12 protein-coding genes, 1 rRNA gene and 1 pseudogene are annotated in these 16,899 nt (G+C 72.9%); 6 read left to right on the top strand and 8 right to left on the bottom strand.

What is annotated here, in order from left to right; all coding sequences use genetic code 11:
• Positions 1-214 precede the first annotated feature (214 nt).
• Positions 215-1,384 (top strand): winged helix-turn-helix domain-containing protein, encoded by a 1,170-nt coding sequence (locus tag NRO40_RS11250; protein ID WP_058944796.1) that lies wholly within the window; start codon positions 215-217, stop codon positions 1,382-1,384.
• A 196-nt stretch (positions 1,385-1,580) separates the two neighbouring features.
• On the opposite strand, the gene NRO40_RS11255 is transcribed toward NRO40_RS11250, so the two are convergent.
• The 7 genes and pseudogenes from NRO40_RS11255 to mtnA all read right to left on the bottom strand — a co-directional run bounded on the left by NRO40_RS11255 (position 1,581) and on the right by mtnA (position 10,938).
• Complete coding sequence (locus NRO40_RS11255) at positions 1,581-2,348, bottom strand: response regulator (protein ID WP_058944797.1); 768 nt, start codon at positions 2,346-2,348, stop codon at positions 1,581-1,583.
• Between the two features lie 194 nt (positions 2,349-2,542).
• Positions 2,543-3,232, bottom strand: a complete 690-nt coding sequence (gene hpf / locus NRO40_RS11260) for a ribosome hibernation-promoting factor, HPF/YfiA family (protein WP_058944798.1) — start codon at positions 3,230-3,232, stop codon at positions 2,543-2,545.
• A gap of 1,063 nt (positions 3,233-4,295) precedes the next feature.
• Positions 4,296-5,006, bottom strand: a pseudogene (locus NRO40_RS11265) (ComF family protein); the annotation flags it as partial.
• A 109-nt stretch (positions 5,007-5,115) separates the two neighbouring features.
• On the bottom strand, positions 5,116-6,888 hold the full coding sequence (locus tag NRO40_RS11270) for an LpqB family beta-propeller domain-containing protein (RefSeq protein WP_058944807.1): 1,773 nt from the start codon (positions 6,886-6,888) through the stop codon (positions 5,116-5,118).
• A gap of 121 nt (positions 6,889-7,009) precedes the next feature.
• The gene (gene mtrB / locus NRO40_RS11275) at positions 7,010-9,082 is read right to left on the bottom strand and encodes an MtrAB system histidine kinase MtrB (protein WP_107115236.1); all 2,073 of its coding nucleotides are present in this window, start codon (positions 9,080-9,082) and stop codon (positions 7,010-7,012) included.
• Position 9,083: 1 nt separating this feature from the next.
• A complete protein-coding gene (gene mtrA / locus NRO40_RS11280; RefSeq protein WP_198549456.1) occupies positions 9,084-9,773 on the bottom strand; it encodes a two-component system response regulator MtrA in 690 nt (229 codons plus the stop codon).
• Between the two features lie 4 nt (positions 9,774-9,777).
• The gene (gene mtnA / locus NRO40_RS11285; protein WP_058944801.1) at positions 9,778-10,938 is read right to left on the bottom strand and encodes an S-methyl-5-thioribose-1-phosphate isomerase; all 1,161 of its coding nucleotides are present in this window, start codon (positions 10,936-10,938) and stop codon (positions 9,778-9,780) included.
• Between the two features lie 194 nt (positions 10,939-11,132).
• Here mtnA and NRO40_RS11290 point away from each other — a divergent pair, with 194 nt between their 5' ends.
• Genes NRO40_RS11290 through NRO40_RS11310 form a run of 5 tightly spaced genes read left to right on the top strand, consistent with a single transcriptional unit; the run spans position 11,133 to position 16,582 of the window.
• Positions 11,133-12,383 carry a DUF7544 domain-containing protein gene (locus NRO40_RS11290; protein ID WP_079047457.1) on the top strand — a complete coding sequence of 417 codons (1,251 nt, stop codon included), beginning with the start codon at positions 11,133-11,135 and terminating at the stop codon, positions 12,381-12,383.
• Between the two features lie 4 nt (positions 12,384-12,387).
• Positions 12,388-13,074, top strand: a complete 687-nt coding sequence (locus NRO40_RS11295) for a DUF4129 domain-containing protein (RefSeq protein ID WP_058944803.1) — start codon at positions 12,388-12,390, stop codon at positions 13,072-13,074.
• Positions 13,071-14,279 (top strand): DUF4350 domain-containing protein, encoded by a 1,209-nt coding sequence (locus NRO40_RS11300; RefSeq protein WP_058944808.1) that lies wholly within the window; start codon positions 13,071-13,073, stop codon positions 14,277-14,279. Before NRO40_RS11295 ends, NRO40_RS11300 begins: the two co-directional genes overlap by 4 nt.
• Positions 14,276-15,268, top strand: coding sequence for an AAA family ATPase (locus NRO40_RS11305; RefSeq protein WP_058944804.1), 993 nt, complete (start codon positions 14,276-14,278; stop codon positions 15,266-15,268). The genes NRO40_RS11300 and NRO40_RS11305 overlap by 4 nt, the downstream gene beginning before the upstream one ends.
• 3 nt (positions 15,269-15,271) lie before the next feature.
• Positions 15,272-16,582: a DUF58 domain-containing protein gene (locus NRO40_RS11310; protein ID WP_058944805.1), complete on the top strand. Its 1,311-nt coding sequence runs from the start codon at positions 15,272-15,274 to the stop codon at positions 16,580-16,582.
• A 134-nt stretch (positions 16,583-16,716) separates the two neighbouring features.
• Here NRO40_RS11310 and rrf read toward each other — a convergent pair.
• Positions 16,717-16,833: ribosomal RNA gene (gene rrf / locus NRO40_RS11315) — 5S ribosomal RNA — on the bottom strand.
• Positions 16,834-16,899: the final 66 nt, after the last annotated feature.

Here is a 16,899-nt window from a genome sequence, read left to right on the forward strand (position 1 = left end):
TCCCTCCCCCCTCCTCTCTCTTCCTCCCCCGTCTCACCTCCTCCCCCTGCCGCTTCGCCAGCCGGTCCTGCTCGGCGCGGGCCGAGCGCCACGGGGTCACCGAAGGTGTCCGGCAGAGGCGTCCGCGTCCGGCGGGAGGGTCGATGGGGCAGCAGTGGAGGTGCCGGTGGGGGTGTCAGCAGGGGTGTCAGTGGGGGGCTCTATCGTGCGGGTCATGACGACGACGACGCCGCGTCCCATGACGGAGCTCTCCGCCGACGAAGCCCGCCGCATCGCGCTCCGCGCCCAGGGGTTCCTCGGCGCCCCGGACCGGCGCGCCGGGGTGCGCGGCGTCCTGCGGCACCTGGGCGCCGTCCAGTTGGACACCATCTCCGTCCTGGCCCGCTCGCACGAACTCGTCCCGTACGCCCGCCTCGGCGCCGTGGGTCGCCCCACCGTCGAGACCGCGTACTGGACGGACCGGCACGCCTTCGAGTACTGGTCACACGCCGCGTGCATCCTGCCCATCGAGGAGTGGCCGCACTTCGCGTTCCGCCGCCGCGCCTACCGCCGCCGCCCGCAGTGGTCCCACGACCTGCCGGACGGTTCCTACGAGGCGGTCATCGCCCAGCTGCGCGCCGAGGGCCCGCTGACGGCGACGGAACTGGGCGGCGCGAAGAACGGCGGCGAGTGGTGGGACTGGTCCGCCTCGAAGGTCGCCGTCGAACGGGCCCTGATGTACGGCGAGGTCGTCTGCACCGAGCGGCGCGGCTGGAAGCGCGTGTACGACCTGGCCGAGCGCGCCGTCCCGCAGGACCTCCTCCACGACGAGCTGGACGACCACGAGTGCCTGCGGCGGCTGGTCCTGCTGGCCGGGCAGGCCCTCGGTGTGGGCACCCGGGCGGACATCGCCGACTACCACCGCATCCGGGGCGAGGAGTTCGACGCGGTCGTCGCCGACTCGGGGCTCGTACCGGTGCGTGTCGAGGGCTGGGACAAGCCGGCGTGGGCGGACCCGGAGGCGCTGGCGAGCGAGCCGCGCGGGCGGCACCGCACGACGCTGCTGTCGCCGTTCGACTCGCTGGTCTGGGAGCGGGCCCGCACGGAGCGGATCTTCGGCTTCACCCACCGGCTGGAGGCGTACGTACCGAAGCCGAAGCGCGTCCACGGCTACTTCGCGATGCCCCTGCTGGCGGGCGGCAGGCTCCTGGGCCGCGTCGACCCGGCCCGCGAGGGCACGACCCTGGTGGCCCGGCAGCTGTCCCTGGCCGGCCCCAAGGCCGTGGAACCGATGGCCCGGGCGCTGCGCGAGGCCGCGGAGTGGGTGGGCTGCGACACGGTACGGGTGGAGCGGTCGGACCGCCCGGACCTGACCCCGGCACTGACGGCGGCACTCGGGACCTGAGATCCCGCCCGGGCGCGGCCCCGCGCCCCGCGCCCGGGCGGGGGGGCACTGGGGTCTCAGGGGTCCCCGGGCGCGGGGTCCCGGGACACCGGGGGGCCCGGGACACGGGGGTGCCCGGGACACGGGGGTGCCCGGGACACGGGGGTGCCGGGGCGCGCCCGAGTCGCCAGGCGCCGACGGGCTCCCTCGCGCCCGGCTACCGGATTTCGAGGATCTTCTCCCGCATCGCGTACACCACGGCCTCCATCCGGGAGTGCAACTGGAGCTTCTCCAGGATGTTGCGCACGTGGTTCTTCACGGTGTTCTCGGAGATGAACAGCTCCTTGGCGATGTCGCGGTTGTTCATCCCCGTGGCGACCAGCTTCAGCACCTCCAGCTCACGATCGGTGAGCCGCGGCGCCGGCACGAGCCGCCGGTCGTCGGTGCGCTGGATCATCGACTTGAACTCGGTGAGCAGTTTCGACGCCATGGACGGGCTGATCTGCGACTGTCCGTCGGCGACCGCCCGGATCGCCGTCGCCACCTCGTCGGTGGAGATCTCCTTGAGCAGGTAGCCCGTGGCACCCGCCTTGATCGCGTCGTAGAGGTCGGCCTCCTCGTCGCTGATCGTCAGCATGATGATCTTCGCACTGGGGGCCACCTCCTTGATGGAGGTGCACGCCTCGATCCCGCCCCGCTTCGGCATGCGGACGTCCATCAGGACGATGTCGGGCAGCAGGTCGGCCGCCTTGTCGACGGCCTCCGCACCGTCACCGGCCTCCCCCACGACCTGGATGTCCTCCTCCTGGGCGAGGACGATCTCCAGTCCGCGGCGGAAGAGCGCGTGGTCGTCCACGACGAGGACCCTGATGGGCTCCTTCCGGGGCGCGCCGCTCCCCGTGTCGCCGGGGTCGCCGCCCCCGGCGCCCCCCCGGTCCGGGGCGCCGGAGCCGCCCGGATGATGCACCGGGCCGAAGCTGTCCATCGTTCCTCCCCCTGCAGGCCGGGGCCCTGAAGTTCACGGTCGTCACACCAACCCCGCCCCCCACGGGACGGGTTGGCCACGCGCCGCCATGATTCCATGCCCCGGCCCCCGCGTGGTGATCCTTCGGTGGCACGGGGGTGCCCCCGGGGGCGCAGGGGGCGCTTTCCGGGGGCACCACGACGGTTGGCGGCCCGTCAGCCGCCGAGCGCTCCGCCCGCGCCGCCACCCTCGGACCCGGCCAGCGGGTCGTTCTCCAGGTGGATGACGCCGTAGTCGTAGGCGTGGCGCCGGTACACGACGCTCGGCTGCTTGGTGTCCGCGTCGACGAACAGGTAGAAGTCGTGCCCGACCAGCTCCATCTCGTACAGCGCCTGGTCGAGCGACATGGGGGCCGCGCTGTGCGTCTTCTCGCGCACGATGAGCGGGCCCTCGCCCTGGACCTCCAGCGACCCGATCCTGGTCGTGGGGACCGTCTCCTGCTCCTCTTCCAGGACGGCGACTCCCGCCCCGTTGAGCCGGGCGACGCCCGGCACCACGTCAGCCACCTCGGCGGCCGTGGTACGGCCGGCACCGCGGCGGGTGTGACGCTTGTCGTGCTGCTTGCGCAACCGCGCCTCGAGCTTGGCGGTCGCGAGGTCGAGCGCTGCGTACGGGTCGGCCGCTGCCGCCTCCGCCCGGATCACCGGGCCGCGGGAGTGAAGGGTGATCTCCACACGGTCAGACCTGTCGGCCTGCCGCGGGTTGTGTTCCTTGGACACCTCGACGTCGAGGCTGATCACCTTGCCGTCGAGCTTCTGGATCTTCTCCAGCTTCAGCTTCTCGGCCACGTGCTTGCGGAACCGCTCGGGCACCTCGGTCTTGCGGCCCTTGACGACGATGTCCACGCAGAACTCCGTTCCCGGATCGCTCCAACCAGCGAGCCGCTGGTGAGCATTTCCCTTTTGCACCAGGCTCCGGTGAGCGCCGGAGCCTCGGACTTGGCGACTTAGACGTCCTCCTCCCCAATCGACAAGATCCCCACCCCGCAAACGTCGATGTGCCGACCGGCTCCGGATTCAGTGCGGACGCAGGACTGCGCATTCGGTGAAGGGCGGCATTCGCCATTCCTGTACCACCGAACATAGCTCGTTCGGACGGATGTCGGCACCCGCTACCAGCACAAACCTCCGATCAGGCGTTTCACGCGCCCTCACTACCTGCAACGTTGCAACTTCCTTGCGAGTTCCGGTTTATCTCAAACGATTGTGGAGAAGCAGCAACGACAGCGGCGCTGACCCGCAGCGCCACTTCCGCGCGCCGATTCGCGACCGCGGCATGATCCGTCACTGAATGCCCGACCACTCCGCCCACCTCCGATCGGCGCATTTTCCTACCGGATGCCGTGCCCGCTCGCGTCCCGACGACTGACGCGTTCGAGCCCCGCTCGGGTACCCCGGGTGCGCTCCGACGACACCCGGGACCACGAAGCCCGTCCCGTTCCGCGCGAGCGCCGACCCCTCCGGCCGGGACCACCCCGCTCGCCCCATGCGCCCCCGAGGCGGGAGGAACACCCGGCAGGCCGCCCCCGTCCCGCGCCCCGGAGGCACCGCCGGCCGGGTCGTAGGATCCGCGGCGCACCGAGCCACCAGGGCCGTCCCAGGCCACGGAGGCCGCCGAAGCGCCGGGAGGCCGGGGAACGCCGACCGGCACGGGCATGCTCCCCGCCCCCGTGGCCCCGGCTCCCGCACCGACCGGACCGACCGGACCGACCGGACCGACCACACCGGGTGGCCGCGGAGCGTCGCCGACACTCGCGCCGCCCGGTCTCGGAGCGCCGCCGACACCCGAGGTACCCGATCTCGCAGCAGCGCCGAGACCCGCAGCGGTCGGCCCCGAAGCGACACCGCCACCCGCGCCGCCCGGTCCGGGGGCGACGGCGCCCGGGGCGCCCGGTCCCCCAGCAGTGTCGACACCCGCGGCGCCCCATCCGGAAGCGGCACCGATGCCCGCTGCGCGCAGCGCCCTCGCCGCCTCGGCCAGGGACGCACCCGTGGTCATGAGGTCGTCGATCAGGATCACCCGGGCGCCCACCAGCAGCCGGGCGGCGCCGGGGACCACCTCCAGGGCGCCGGCGAGGTTCGCCTGGCGCTGCCGGGCGTCGAGCCCTGCCTGGTCGGCGACTGCGCGCCGGTGCCGCAGAGCGGGCACCGCCCGCGCGGCCGTCCCGGTACGCCGCAGCTCCCTCGCCGCCGCACAGGCGACGCGCCGCACCGCGTCGTGGCCCCGCGCCCGCACTGCCCGGCGCGCCGACGGCACGGGAACCAGCACCAGGGGAGGGGCCCCCTCCTCTCCCCCGCCCACCCCCTCCCCCCGCTCCTCGCCGTCGTTCGCCGTGGCGGCCCGGGCTGCGCCTGCCACGGCGCGGCCGAGGGGCTCGGCCAGGGCGAGTGCGCCGCGCTCCTTGTGCGCGAGCAGGGCCGCGCGTACGGCGTCGGCGTACGGCGCGGCTGCCCACACGTCGGGGAGCCCGGCGGGTTCCGGTTCGGGTCGTACTCGTGTGGCCGGCTGCCCGTGGAGCGACGTGGTGCAGGTGTCGCAGAGGGTGGTGCGCGGTCGGCCGCAGCCTGCGCAGGCCACGGGGAGTACGAGCCCGGTGATCTCCTGCCACCATCCCCGCATGGGTCCACTGTGTCGTGGTGGGGGTGGGACCGGCCACCCCTGTGGATAACCGGGGTGCTGCAGCCTGCGGAGGGCACCGGGAGGGGCGGCCAGGGGCCGGTCGGGGTGGTCAGCCGGGGTAGACGGGTGAGCTGCCCTTGTCGGCGACGGGCTGCCAGTTGACGCCGGAGTGGAGGCGGACGATGCCGTCGTCGGCGGCGGCGACGAGTGGCGCGCGTTCGTCGTTGGCGGCGGCGACGGCCTTGACCTGGTTGAGGCCGGGGATGGTGGAGGCGGAGGCGGAGCCGTCGGTCTGGAGGTAGCGGACCTGCTGGACGCCGCCTGCTTGTTTGCCGAGGACGACGAGGCGACTGGGGCCGGCCCAGGAGACGGACGTCACCGACTCCATGTGGGGTGCGACGGCTTGGAGGTCGACGACGGTGGCCTTCTGCCGGTCGCCGGTGCCTTGGCGTTCGACGCGGCCGATCTGGAGGGTGGTCCGGCCGTTCTCGGTGAGGCGCAGGGCGATGCGTACGCCGTCTTCGGAGAGCCGGAGTTCCTCGATGCGGACGTGGTCGGTGAGCCAGGGTGTGGTGACGGTGGTGGCTTTGCCGGTTCCTCCGGGGACGAGGAGGAGGCGGGGGGCCTGGGGGTTGCGGTCGGCGATCCACAGGTCGCCGCGTCCGTCCCAGCTGGGGGCGGACAGGCGGTCGGTGGGCTGGGGGCCGCGGCTGGTGACGAGGGGTTCGGGGAGCTCGGCGTCGCTCTCGATGGAGGCGACGCGCAGGCTGCGGCCGTTCTCGGAGACGGCGGCGGCGTGTTGTTCGTCGCGGGCGACGGCGACGGTCTCGACCTTGGCCGCTCCGGTGCCGAACGGGCCGTAGACGTGTCGGGGCTCGACGGTCTCCTTGGTGGCGGTGTGGAGCTGGGTGAGTTTGCCGCTGGCGTCGACGTAGTAGGGGGTTTCGCGGAGGCCGGGGGTGGGGTCGGCCATGAAGTCGGCCTTCTGGTCCTCGCCGAGGACGCACAGGGAGCGGCCGTCGGAGCGTTGGAGTTCGACCTGCTGGACGCGGGTGGAGGTGAGGTCGCCGACGGTGAAGAGGATCTGGGCGGCCATTTTGCGGCACTGCTCGCGGTCGACGGTGTCGGCCTTGTCGTTGAGCGGCACCTTGAGGGTGTCCCGGTCGTCGGTGCTGAGGGAGGTGGTGTCCTTCTTCAGCGCCGTTCCGGCGGGGAAGCGGGAGTCGACGGCGGGCTTGAGCCAGTTCGTCGGTCCTTCGAGGAGCGCCTGCACGGTCTGTGTCAGGGAGTCCATTCCGGTGACGGGGTCCTGGCGTTTGCGGATGTGGACGGGGTCGGCGACGACCCAGGTCCGGCCGGAGGCGAAGTAGTACTTGTTGACGGAGCGGTAGTTGCGCTGGAAGTCGGATTCGCTGAGGAGGAGCCCTTGAGGGAGGGCGTCGATCCGCCATTCCTTGTGCTTGCCGTCGGTGGAGCGCTGCTGGACGAGCCGGATGGTCTCGTTGTACGTGACGGCGCCGAGCGGTTGGTAGGCGTGCCGGTCGTCGACGGTGGCGACCTTCTGGCCGGAGAGGCGGTAGACGAGGGTCTGGGTGTCGGCGGGCGCGCCGTGGTCCTGCCGGGCGGGACCGCCTTGCCGGGGTACGGGGGCGGAGCTGAGGACGGTGGTGCGTTCCTCGGGCTTCCAGGTGCGGGCGGCCTGCTTGGTGAGGTACTTGCGGGCGGTCGCGAAGTCGGGGTCGTCACCGGTCATGGCTTCGAGGAAGCCTTCGACGATCTCGGCGGGGTCGGCGCTCTCGCGGGGCGGGACGGGGTAGACGCGTACCTGGGAGTCGCCTTGCCGGGTGGCTTTGACGCCGCTGACGTCGCCGCTGTCGGGCATGGAGGCGCAGCCGGCGAGGATCGCGGCGCAGGCGAGGGTGGCGGTGGCGCGTGCGGCGGTGGCGCGGGGGGTGCCGGGTGCCGTGCGTCCGTGGTGGTGACGGCCGTGGGGGCGGCGGCGGTCAGCGGCCACGGGTGGTGTCCTTCCGCTTCGTGTGGTCGTGGTCGGGCGGGGTGCCGGTACCGGCCGCGTGCTCGGCCCGGTCGGCCCGCTGGACGGGGTCCGTGGGCTCGGTGTGGCCGCGGGGGACGACGCGGGTGCCGTTGCCGGGGAGGGCGGTGGGGTCGGCGGTGGCGGCGCGGGTCTGGCGTGGGGGTACGGCGGAGCGGGGCGGTGCGGGCAGGGTGCGGGCGGTGCCGCTGCCGGCCTGGGTCCGTCCGGGGACGCCGGTCTGCCGGGCGGTGGGGTGGGGCTCGTCGGTCGCGGCGCGTTCCCGGTTGCGGCGGGAGTCCTCGGGTTCGAGCGGTATGGGGGAGCCGCGGAGGGGTTCGTCGGCGGTGCGGGGCAGGGTGAGGCGGAACTGGGAGCCGCCGCCGGGCTCGCCCCATGCCTGGAGCCAGCCGCCGTGGAGCCGGGCGTCTTCGAGGGCGATGGACAGGCCGAGGCCGGTGCCGCCGGTGGTACGGGCGCGTGCGGGGTCGGCGCGCCAGAAGCGGTTGAAGACGCGGGTGGCTTCGCCGGGTTTGAGGCCGACGCCGTAGTCGCGCACGGCGACGGCGACGGCGCCGCCGGCGGAGGCGAGGCGTACGACGACGTCGCGGCCCTCGCCGTGCTCGACGGCGTTGACGACGAGGTTGCGCAGGACGCGTTCGACGCGGCGGGCGTCGGCTTCGGCGATGACGGGCTGTTCGTCGCCGACGACGCGGATGCGGCCGCCCTTGTGCTGGGCGAGGGGCTCGGCGCCGCCGATGACGCGGTGGACGACGTCGCGGAGGTCTATGGGTTCGGCTTCGAGTGCGGCGGCTCCGGCGTCGAAGCGGCTGATCTCGAGGAGGTCGGCGAGGAGGGATTCGAACCGGTCGAGCTGGTCGCCGAGGAGTTCGGCGGAGCGTGCGGTGACGGGGTCGAAGTCTTCGCGGGCCTCGTAGATGACGTCGGCGGCCATGCGGACCGTGGTGAGGGGGGTGCGCAGTTCGTGGGAGACGTCGGAGACGAAGCGGCGCTGCATCCGCGAGAGGTCCTCCAGCTGCTGGATCTTGTGCTGGAGGTTCTGGGCCATCTTGTTGAAGGCTTCGCCGAGGCGGGCGATGTCGTCCTCGCCGGTGACCTTCATGCGTTCCTGGAGGCGTCCGGCGGAGAGGCGTTCGGCGACGCCGGCGGCCATGCGGACGGGGGTGACGACCTGGCGGACGACGAGCCAGGCGATGGCGCCGAGGAGGACGACGACGAAGAGCCCGGCGGTGGCGATGGTCGTCTTGACGAGGGCGAGGGAGGCTTCTTCCTGGGTGAAGGGGAAGAGGTAGTACAGCTCGTAGGTGTTGCCCTCGACGTCGTTGAGGCGTTTGCCGATGACGAGTCCGGCTTCGGAGTGCTGGCCGTCCGCGTACTTGATGCGGGTGTACGTCTGGAAGGTGCCGGTGCCCTGGGCGACGTCGCGGCGCAGGTCGAGGGGGATGCTCTCGACCTTGACGCCGCCGGAGGCGCGGGCGCCGCGGCTGGGTGCGGTGCCGGTGGTGTCGGAGCTGAGGGCGACGACGTCGAAGGCGCCGGCGCCGCCGCTGGCGAGTTGGACGACGAGGTCGGAGCGCCAGTTGAGCAGGGAGCGGGAGGTGCCGGTGCCGTCCCCGCCGGCGGGGCCGGAGCCGGTGGCGGCGGCGGCTTCGTCCTGGGCGGCGGCGAACCCTCCGGCGGCCTGGCTCTGGGCGGCGCGTTCCTTGGTGTCGAGGAGGCCGTTGCGTACCTGGCCGATGACGACGAACCCGAGGAGCAGGACGACGCCGAGGGACATCAGGAGGGTGGCGACGACGACGCGCAGCTGGATGTTGCGGCGCCACAGGCGCAGGGCGGGGAGGAGGGGACGGCGGATCCAGCGCGCCAGGAGGCGGAGCACCGGGCCTCCCGGTGCTCCGTCCTGGAGCAGTCGTCCGCCGTGGAGGAGGCGGCCCCGGCGGGAGGGGCCGTTCTCCGGTCCGGCAGCCCGCTCCGCGCGGACTCCCGGCTTCCCGGGCTGCGGAGCAGCGCTGCCTCGGGTCATGTCAGTTCGGTCCCGCCTTGTAGCCGACGCCTCGGACGGTCACGACGATCTCGGGTCGCTCGGGGTCCTTCTCGACCTTGGAGCGGAGCCGCTGGACGTGGACGTTGACGAGGCGGGTGTCGGCGGCGTGCCGGTAGCCCCAGACCTGTTCGAGGAGAACCTCGCGGGTGAAGACCTGCCAGGGCTTGCGGGCGAGCGCGACGAGGAGGTCGAACTCGAGGGGGGTGAGGGCGATGGACTGGCCGTCGCGCTTCACGGAGTGGCCGGCGACGTCGATGACGAGGTCGCCGATGGTGAGCTGTTCGGGGGCGGGCTCCTCGGACCTGCGGAGGCGGGCCCGGATGCGGGCGACGAGCTCCTTGGGTTTGAACGGTTTGACGATGTAGTCGTCGGCGCCGGATTCGAGGCCGACGACGACGTCCACGGTGTCGCTCTTGGCGGTGAGCATGACGATCGGCACGCCGGACTCGGCGCGGATGAGCCTGCACACCTCGATGCCGTCCCGTCCGGGCAGCATGAGGTCGAGGAGGACCAGGTCGGGCTTGGCCTCCCGGAAAGCGGCGAGTGCCTTGTCGCCGTCCGCTACGAACGACGGCTCGAACCCTTCACCACGGAGCACGATGCCGAGCATTTCGGCGAGTGCGGTGTCGTCGTCGACGACAAGGACGCGTCCCTTCATAATCGACATCATCCCATTAGCTAATCGTTACCTGGCGTGACCTGGCACACAGCTCTTCGATTCCTCCTCGGGTCACCGGTGAGACCACTCCGGCCTCGGTGACGAGTGCGGTGACCAACTCGGGCGGCGTGACGTCAAACGCGGGGTTGTAGGCCTGCGTTCCGAGTGGGGCGAGGGGTGTTCCTCCGGCGGTGCCCGTGCCGGCGGTGGCTCCCGGGGTGGGTGCTGTGAACTGCGTCACCTCGCTTCCGGGGCGGTGTTCGATCTCCGTGGCCGCCCCGTCGGGGGTGCGGGGGTCGATCGTGGTCGCGGGGGCGACGACGATGAAGGGTACGTGGTGGTACTTGGCGAGGACGGCCAGCGGGTAGGTGCCGATCTTGTTCGCGACGGAGCCGTCGGCGGTGACGCGGTCGGCGCCGACGAGGACGGCGTCGACCTCACCGGCGGCGAAGAGGCTGCCGGCGGCGTTGTCGGTGAGCAGGGTGTACGGCAGGCCGTTGCGGGCGGCTTCGTACGCGGTGAGGCGGGCGCCCTGCATGAGGGGCCGGGTCTCGTCGACCCAGAGCCGGCGGAGCCGGCCGGCGCGGTGTGCGGCGAGGACGACGGCGAAGGCGGTTCCCTCGCCGCCGGAGACGAGGGCTCCGGTGTTGCAGTGGGTGAGGACGCGGTGGCTGCCTCCGGGCAGCAGCTCGTCGAGGAGGGCGAGGCCCGCGGTGGCCATGGTGGCGCTGGCCTCGGCGTCTTCGGTGTGCAGTCGCCGGGCTTCGGTGAGGGCGGCGGTGGCGGCCTCTTCGGGTGTGGCGCCCTTGTCGGTGGCGGCCCGGTGGGCGTCGAGGGCACGTCGGACGCCGTGGGCGAGGTTGACGGCGGTGGGTCGGGCTTCTGCGAGCTGGGTGGCGGCGGCGTCCACGTCGAAGCCGCGGGCGGCGGCGAGGGCCACGCCGTAGGCGCCGGCGATGCCGAGGAGGGGCGCTCCGCGGACGGCGAGCGTCTGGATGGCCCGCACGAGCGCCGGCACGTCGGTGCAGACCGTCTCGACCTCCTCGGCGGGCAGTCGGGTCTGGTCGAGGAGCACCACGACGGGGCCTTCCGGTGGCTCCGCCCAGCGCAGCACGGGCAGCGGGGGCGGGGCGGGCGGCTGTTCGCCGAGGTCCGTTCCTGCGTACTGATCAGCCATTCGCCCAGTCTGCCCGCTGAGTCGGCGACAATGAAGGTCTCGACTGGGGCATTGAAGTCGCCAGGGCTCTGGCCCCGGGGCAGGTGGTGCGTGACACGATGGCTGCCGACCTGCCGCCGGGTGCGGCGGCCAGGCGCCGTGACCGAGACGGCTCGATCAGCGGGCCCCGCGACCAAGCCACGAGGTGGACGACCGTGAACGACTCTCCGGGCTGGGCCTCGCCCGGATCTCCCTCCCCGTCCGACGACCGTGACGGCGGCGCGCCGCGTCCCGCCGGTGAACCGGACCCCGCTCCTGGCTGGTCCGGGAACCAGCCGCCGGCCGGCCAGTGGTCGCCGCCGGCCGCGCCGGGTCCCGGCGGGTTCGGTCCCGCCGGGCCGACCCCTGGTGGGCCGATCCCGCCGCAGGGTCCCCCGCCGGGCTGGGGTGGCGCGCCTTATGGCGGCTGGGGCCGGCCGGCGGCGCCGAAGCCCGGGGTGATCCCGCTGCGCCCGCTGGGTGTGGGGGAGATCCTCGACGGGGCGGTGTCCACCCTGCGCGCGCACTGGCGGACCGTCCTGGGCATCACCCTCACGGTGTCCGCGTTCGTGCAGCTGACGCAGATCCTCCTGCAGCGTTTCGTCCTGCCGCGGCAGCCGCAGATCAATGCGGACGCGAGCCCGTCGGAGCAGTTGGAGCAGCTGGGCGAGTCGCTGCGGGTGAGCATGATCTCCGCCGCGCCGGCGACGCTGCTGGGGCTGATGGCGACGTTCGTGACCACGGCGCTCCTCACCTTCGTGGTGAGCCGGTCGGTGCTGGGCCGTCCCGTGTCCTTCTCCGACGTGTGGCGCGACGCCCGGCCGCGCTTGCTGCCGCTGCTGGGGCTGACGCTGCTGGTGCCGCTGATCGTCGTGGCGATCGTGACGGTCGGTATCGTCCCGGGGCTGCTGATCGGGTCCGGTGTGGGCGCGCTGCTGGTGTTCCTGGGCGGCCTGGGCGCCATGCTGGTGACGCTGTGGCTGACGGTGCGCTTCAGCCTCTCGTACTCGGTGCTGATGCTGGAGCGCCAGGGCGTCGTGGCGTCGCTGCGACGCTCCGCGAAGCTCGTGCGGGGCGCCTGGTGGCGGATCTTCGGCATCCTGATCCTGACGGCGCTGCTGACGATCGTGGTGACGATGATCGTCGCCCTGCCGTTCGGGATCCTCGCGTACGCGGTGGACGGTGACGGGATCAGTTCCCTGTTCTCGGGCGGCGGCGAGCCGATCGGCTGGTCGTTCCTGATCATCACGGGTATCGGTTCGGTCCTCGCGTCGGCGATCATGTACCCGATCTCGGCGGGTGTGGCGGTCCTCCTCTACGTGGACCAGCGCATCCGGCGTGAGGCGCTGGACCTCGAACTGGCCCGCGCGGCGGGTGTGCCCGGTTACGGCACGGCCGCGCCGGGCGACGCGATCCCTGGGAGCTGATGCGGTGCCGATCACGGGGGGTGCGGCGGCGTGGCGGGCGGCCGGCACGGGTGACGGGCCGCCGTTGGACGTGCCGCGGCTACCCGCCCGTGAGGCGGCGGAGCGGGAGCTGTCCCGGCCGGTGTACGGCCAGGAGGAGCCGAACGTCCTGCTGCGTGCCATGGACGCGTTCTTCGACTGGCTCGGCGGTCTCTTCGACGCCGCCGCGAGCGCCGCTCCGGGCGGTTGGCTGGGTGTCGTGGTGATCGTCGTCATCGTGGTGGGGCTGGTGGCCGCCCTGTGGTGGCGGCTGGGCAGCCCGTACCGCGTCGCTCCGGTGGCGGACTCGCTGTTCGAGGAGGGGCCACGCACCGCGACCGCCCATCGCGCCGCCGCGGACCGGCATGCCGCGGCGGGCCGTTGGAACCAGGCGGTCCAGGAGCGGATGCGGGCCGTGGTGCGCTCCTTGGAGGAGCGCACGCTCCTCGACCCGAGGCCGGGCCGCACGGCCGACGAGGCCGCCGCCGAGGCGGGCCGGGCCCTGCCCCTCCACTTCGACGCGCTGCGCGCGGCGGCACGCGAGTTCGACGACGTCACGTACGGCGGGCGCACCGCCGACCGGCGCGCGTACCAGCGCGTCAAGGAGCTCGACGCCGCACTGGAGCGGGCGAAGCCCGAGTGGAGCGCCGCGGCCCGGGGAGGCGCCGAGTGACCTCCGTCAGTACGTCCCTCGCGCGGGACACCCGGCACGTGTGGGTGCGGGCGCGGGGTCTGCTGTTCGCCGTGGCGCTGCTGATCGTGGCGGGGGTGGCGCTGGCGCTGGTGCAGACGGGTGGGCAGCACGGCCGGCTGGATCCGCGGTCCGCGGATCCGAACGGCAGCATGGCGGTCGCCGAGCTGCTGCGGGAGCGGGGCGTCTCCGTCCGGGTCGCCACGACCCTGTCGGAGGTCACCGCCGCGGCGGGCCCGGACGCGACCGTCCTGGTCACGGCTCCGAACCTGCTGAGTGGCCGGCAGCAAATGGTGCTGCGCGGTCTCGCCGACACCTCCGGCGGCCGTACCGTCCTGCTGGCTCCGGACACGCCGGCGCTGGCCGCCCTGGCTCCGGGCGTGTCCACGGACCTTCCCGCCACGCTCAGGGTCCTCGATCCGGACTGCGCCCTGCCGGAGGCCCGCCGCGCGGGCGCGGTGCACCTCGGCGGCCAGCGGTACGTGACGGTCGGCTCGGCGTCGGCGGAGTCCTGCTACTTCCGTGACGGCCTGCCCACCCTGGTGCGGGTGCGGAACTCCGCCGGCGGCGACACCGTCCTGCTGGGCGCCGCGGACCTGTTGTTCAACCAGCGTCTCGCGCACGAGGGGAACGCCTCGCTCGCCCTGCAACTCCTCGGTTCCCGGACGCATCTCGTCTGGTACCTCCCTTCGCTGTCGGACCCGTCCGCCGCCGAGGGCGGTGGGCCGGGTGACGGGGACCGTGTGGAGGAGGAAGGGGACTTCCTCAGCCTGGTCCCGTCGGGTTGGCTGTGGGGCACGCTGCAGCTCGCCGTGGCCGCCGTCCTCGCCGCGGTCTGGCGTGCTCGGCGTCTCGGACCGCTCGTCGCGGAGCGGCTGCCGGTGGCCGTCCGCGCGTCGGAGGCGACGGAGGGCCGCGCTCGCCTGTACTTCCGCGCCGACGCCCGCGACCGGGCCGCCGCCGTGCTCCGCTCGTCGGCCCGGGTCCGGCTCGCACCTCTCGTGGGCGTTCCGACGAGGGAGGCCCACTCCCCCGACGCCCTGCTCCCCGCCCTGTCGACCCGTCTCACCGCTGGTGGGACGGATCCGCGGGACCTGCTCTTCGGCCCGGCTCCCGTCGGTGACGCCGCGCTCGTCCTCCTCGCCGACCAACTCGACGCCCTCGAAAGAGAGGTACGCACCTCATGACTGCCCCGACCCCCGAGACCGCTGAGAACTCGGACCGCGCCCGCGCCTCCCTGGAGGCGCTGCGCACCGAGATCGCCAAGGCCGTGGTCGGGCAGGACCCCGCTGTCACCGGGCTCGTCGTCGCGCTGCTCTGCCGGGGCCACGTTCTGCTGGAGGGCGTGCCGGGTGTCGCCAAGACGCTCCTGGTCCGCGCCTTGGCGGCGTCCTTGGAACTGGACACGAAGCGCGTGCAGTTCACCCCGGACCTGATGCCGAGCGACGTGACGGGTTCACTCGTCTACGACACCCGCTCCTCGGAGTTCTCCTTCCAGCCGGGCCCGGTCTTCACGAACCTGCTGCTCGCCGACGAGATCAACCGCACCCCGCCGAAGACCCAGTCGTCGCTGCTGGAGGCCATGGAGGAACGGCAGGTCACGGTGGACGGCACCCCGCGTCCCCTCCCGGAACCGTTCCTGGTCGCCGCGACGCAGAACCCGGTCGAGTACGAGGGCACCTATCCGCTGCCGGAAGCGCAGTTGGACCGCTTCCTGCTGAAGCTGACGGTGCCTCTGCCGTCCCGCGACGACGAGATCAACGTGCTGACCCGCCATGCGGACGGATTCGACCCGAGGGACCTACGCGCCGCAGGGGTGCGCCCGGTCGCCGGCCTCGCGGATCTGGAGGCCGCCCGCCGTGCGGTCGCCACGACGTCGGTGTCCGCCGAGATCGCCGGCTACGTCGTCGATATCTGCCGTGCCACGCGTGAATCCCCCTCGCTCGCCCTCGGCGTCTCCCCCCGAGGCGCCACCGCCCTGCTCTCCACCGCCCGCGCCTGGGCCTGGCTCACGGGCCGCGACTACGTCATCCCAGACGACGTGAAGGCCCTGGCCCTGCCCACACTGCGCCACCGGGTCCAGCTGCGCCCGGAGGCGGAGATGGAAGGCGTGACGGCCGACTCCGTCATCAACGCGATCCTCGCCCACGTACCCGCGCCCTCGCTGAGGCAGTGACCCATGGCCCTGACCGGACGTACCGCGCTCCTGGCGGCGATCGGCTCGCTGCCCGTCGGGATCCTGGCCCCCAGCTGGACGGGGATGCTGGCTGTCAACGTCCCCCTCTCCCTCGCAATTCTGTGCGACTACGCGTTGGCCGCGCCAGTGCGAACGCTCCAGTTCACCCGAAGTGGTGATACGAGTGTTCGACTCGGTGAGGCCGCGGCGGTGGAGCTGACGGTGGGCAACCCCTCGCGGCGCCGCCTGCGGGCGCACGTCCGCGACGCGTGGCCGCCGAGCAGCTGGCGGGACGGGTCGAAGGAGGCGGCGTCCCGGCACGAGGTCACCGTCCCCGCGGGGGAACGCCGCAGGTTGACGACGCGGCTGCGTCCCTCGCGCCGCGGGGACCGGCAGGCGGATCGGGTCACCGTCCGCTCCTTCGGTCCGCTGGGCCTGGCCGCCCGCCAGGGCAGCCACCGGGTGCCGTGGACCGTCCGCGTCCTGCCTCCCTTCACCAGCCGCAAGCACCTGCCGTCGAGGTTGGCGCGCCTGCGGGAGCTGGACGGGCGTACGAGCGTGCTGACGCGTGGTGAGGGCACCGAGTTCGACAGTCTCCGCGAGTACGTGCCGGGCGATGACACCCGGTCGATCGACTGGCGGGCGACGGCTCGGCAGTCGAGCGTCGCGGTCCGCACGTGGCGCCCGGAGCGCGACCGGCACATCCTGCTGGTCCTGGACACGGGCCGGACGTCGGCGGGCCGTGTCGGTGACGTTCCTCGGCTGGATGCGGCGATGGACGCGGCGTTGCTGTTGACCGCGCTGGCCTCGCGCGCCGGTGACCGGGTGGATCTGCTGGCGTACGACCGCCGTGTCCGGGCCCGGGTGCAGGGGCGCCCCGCCGGCGAGGTCCTGCCGGCCATGGTGGCCGCCATGGCGAATCTGGAACCGGAGCTGGTCGAGACGGACGCACGCGCCCTCGGCGCGGCGGCGCTCACCGGCGCGCCGCGCCGTTCCCTGATCGTGCTCCTGACGAGTCTGGACGCCGCCCCTGTCGAGGAGGGCCTCTTGCCGGTACTGCCACAGCTCACCCAGCGCCACACGGTGGTCGTCGCGTCCGTGTCGGACCCGCACGTGCAGGAGATGACGCACTCGCGCGGCTCGGCCCGCGCGGTGTACGAGGCCGCTGCCGGCGCCCAGGCACAGGCCCAGCGCCGCACTGTGGCGGAGCAGCTCCAACGCCACGACGTCACCGTCGTGGACGCCACCCCGGAGAACCTGGCTCCGGCTCTCGCCGACGCCTATCTGGGGCTGAAGGCAGCGGGCCGCCTCTGATCCGGGTCGCCTGGGAATCCCTTTGGGGATTCCCAGGCCCCCATGCGTCCGGCCGGCCGGCTGTTCGCGGAAAAAAGGAGCCCGGAAATACGGAAAGCCCCGCACCATACGGTGCGGGGCTTCCCCAACAAATTGTTCGGCGGTGTCCTACTCTCCCACAGGGTCCCCCCTGCAGTACCATCGGCGCTGAAAGGCTTAGCTTCCGGGTTCGAAATGTAACCGGGCGTTTCCCTAACGCTATGACCACCGAAACACTATGAAGATATCGACCTACAACCAACCGGCAGATTGGGAGTTCGTTACTTCAGAACTAACAC

This window comes from Streptomyces changanensis, assembly GCF_024600715.1.
GTDB lineage: Bacteria > Actinomycetota > Actinomycetes > Streptomycetales > Streptomycetaceae > Streptomyces > Streptomyces changanensis.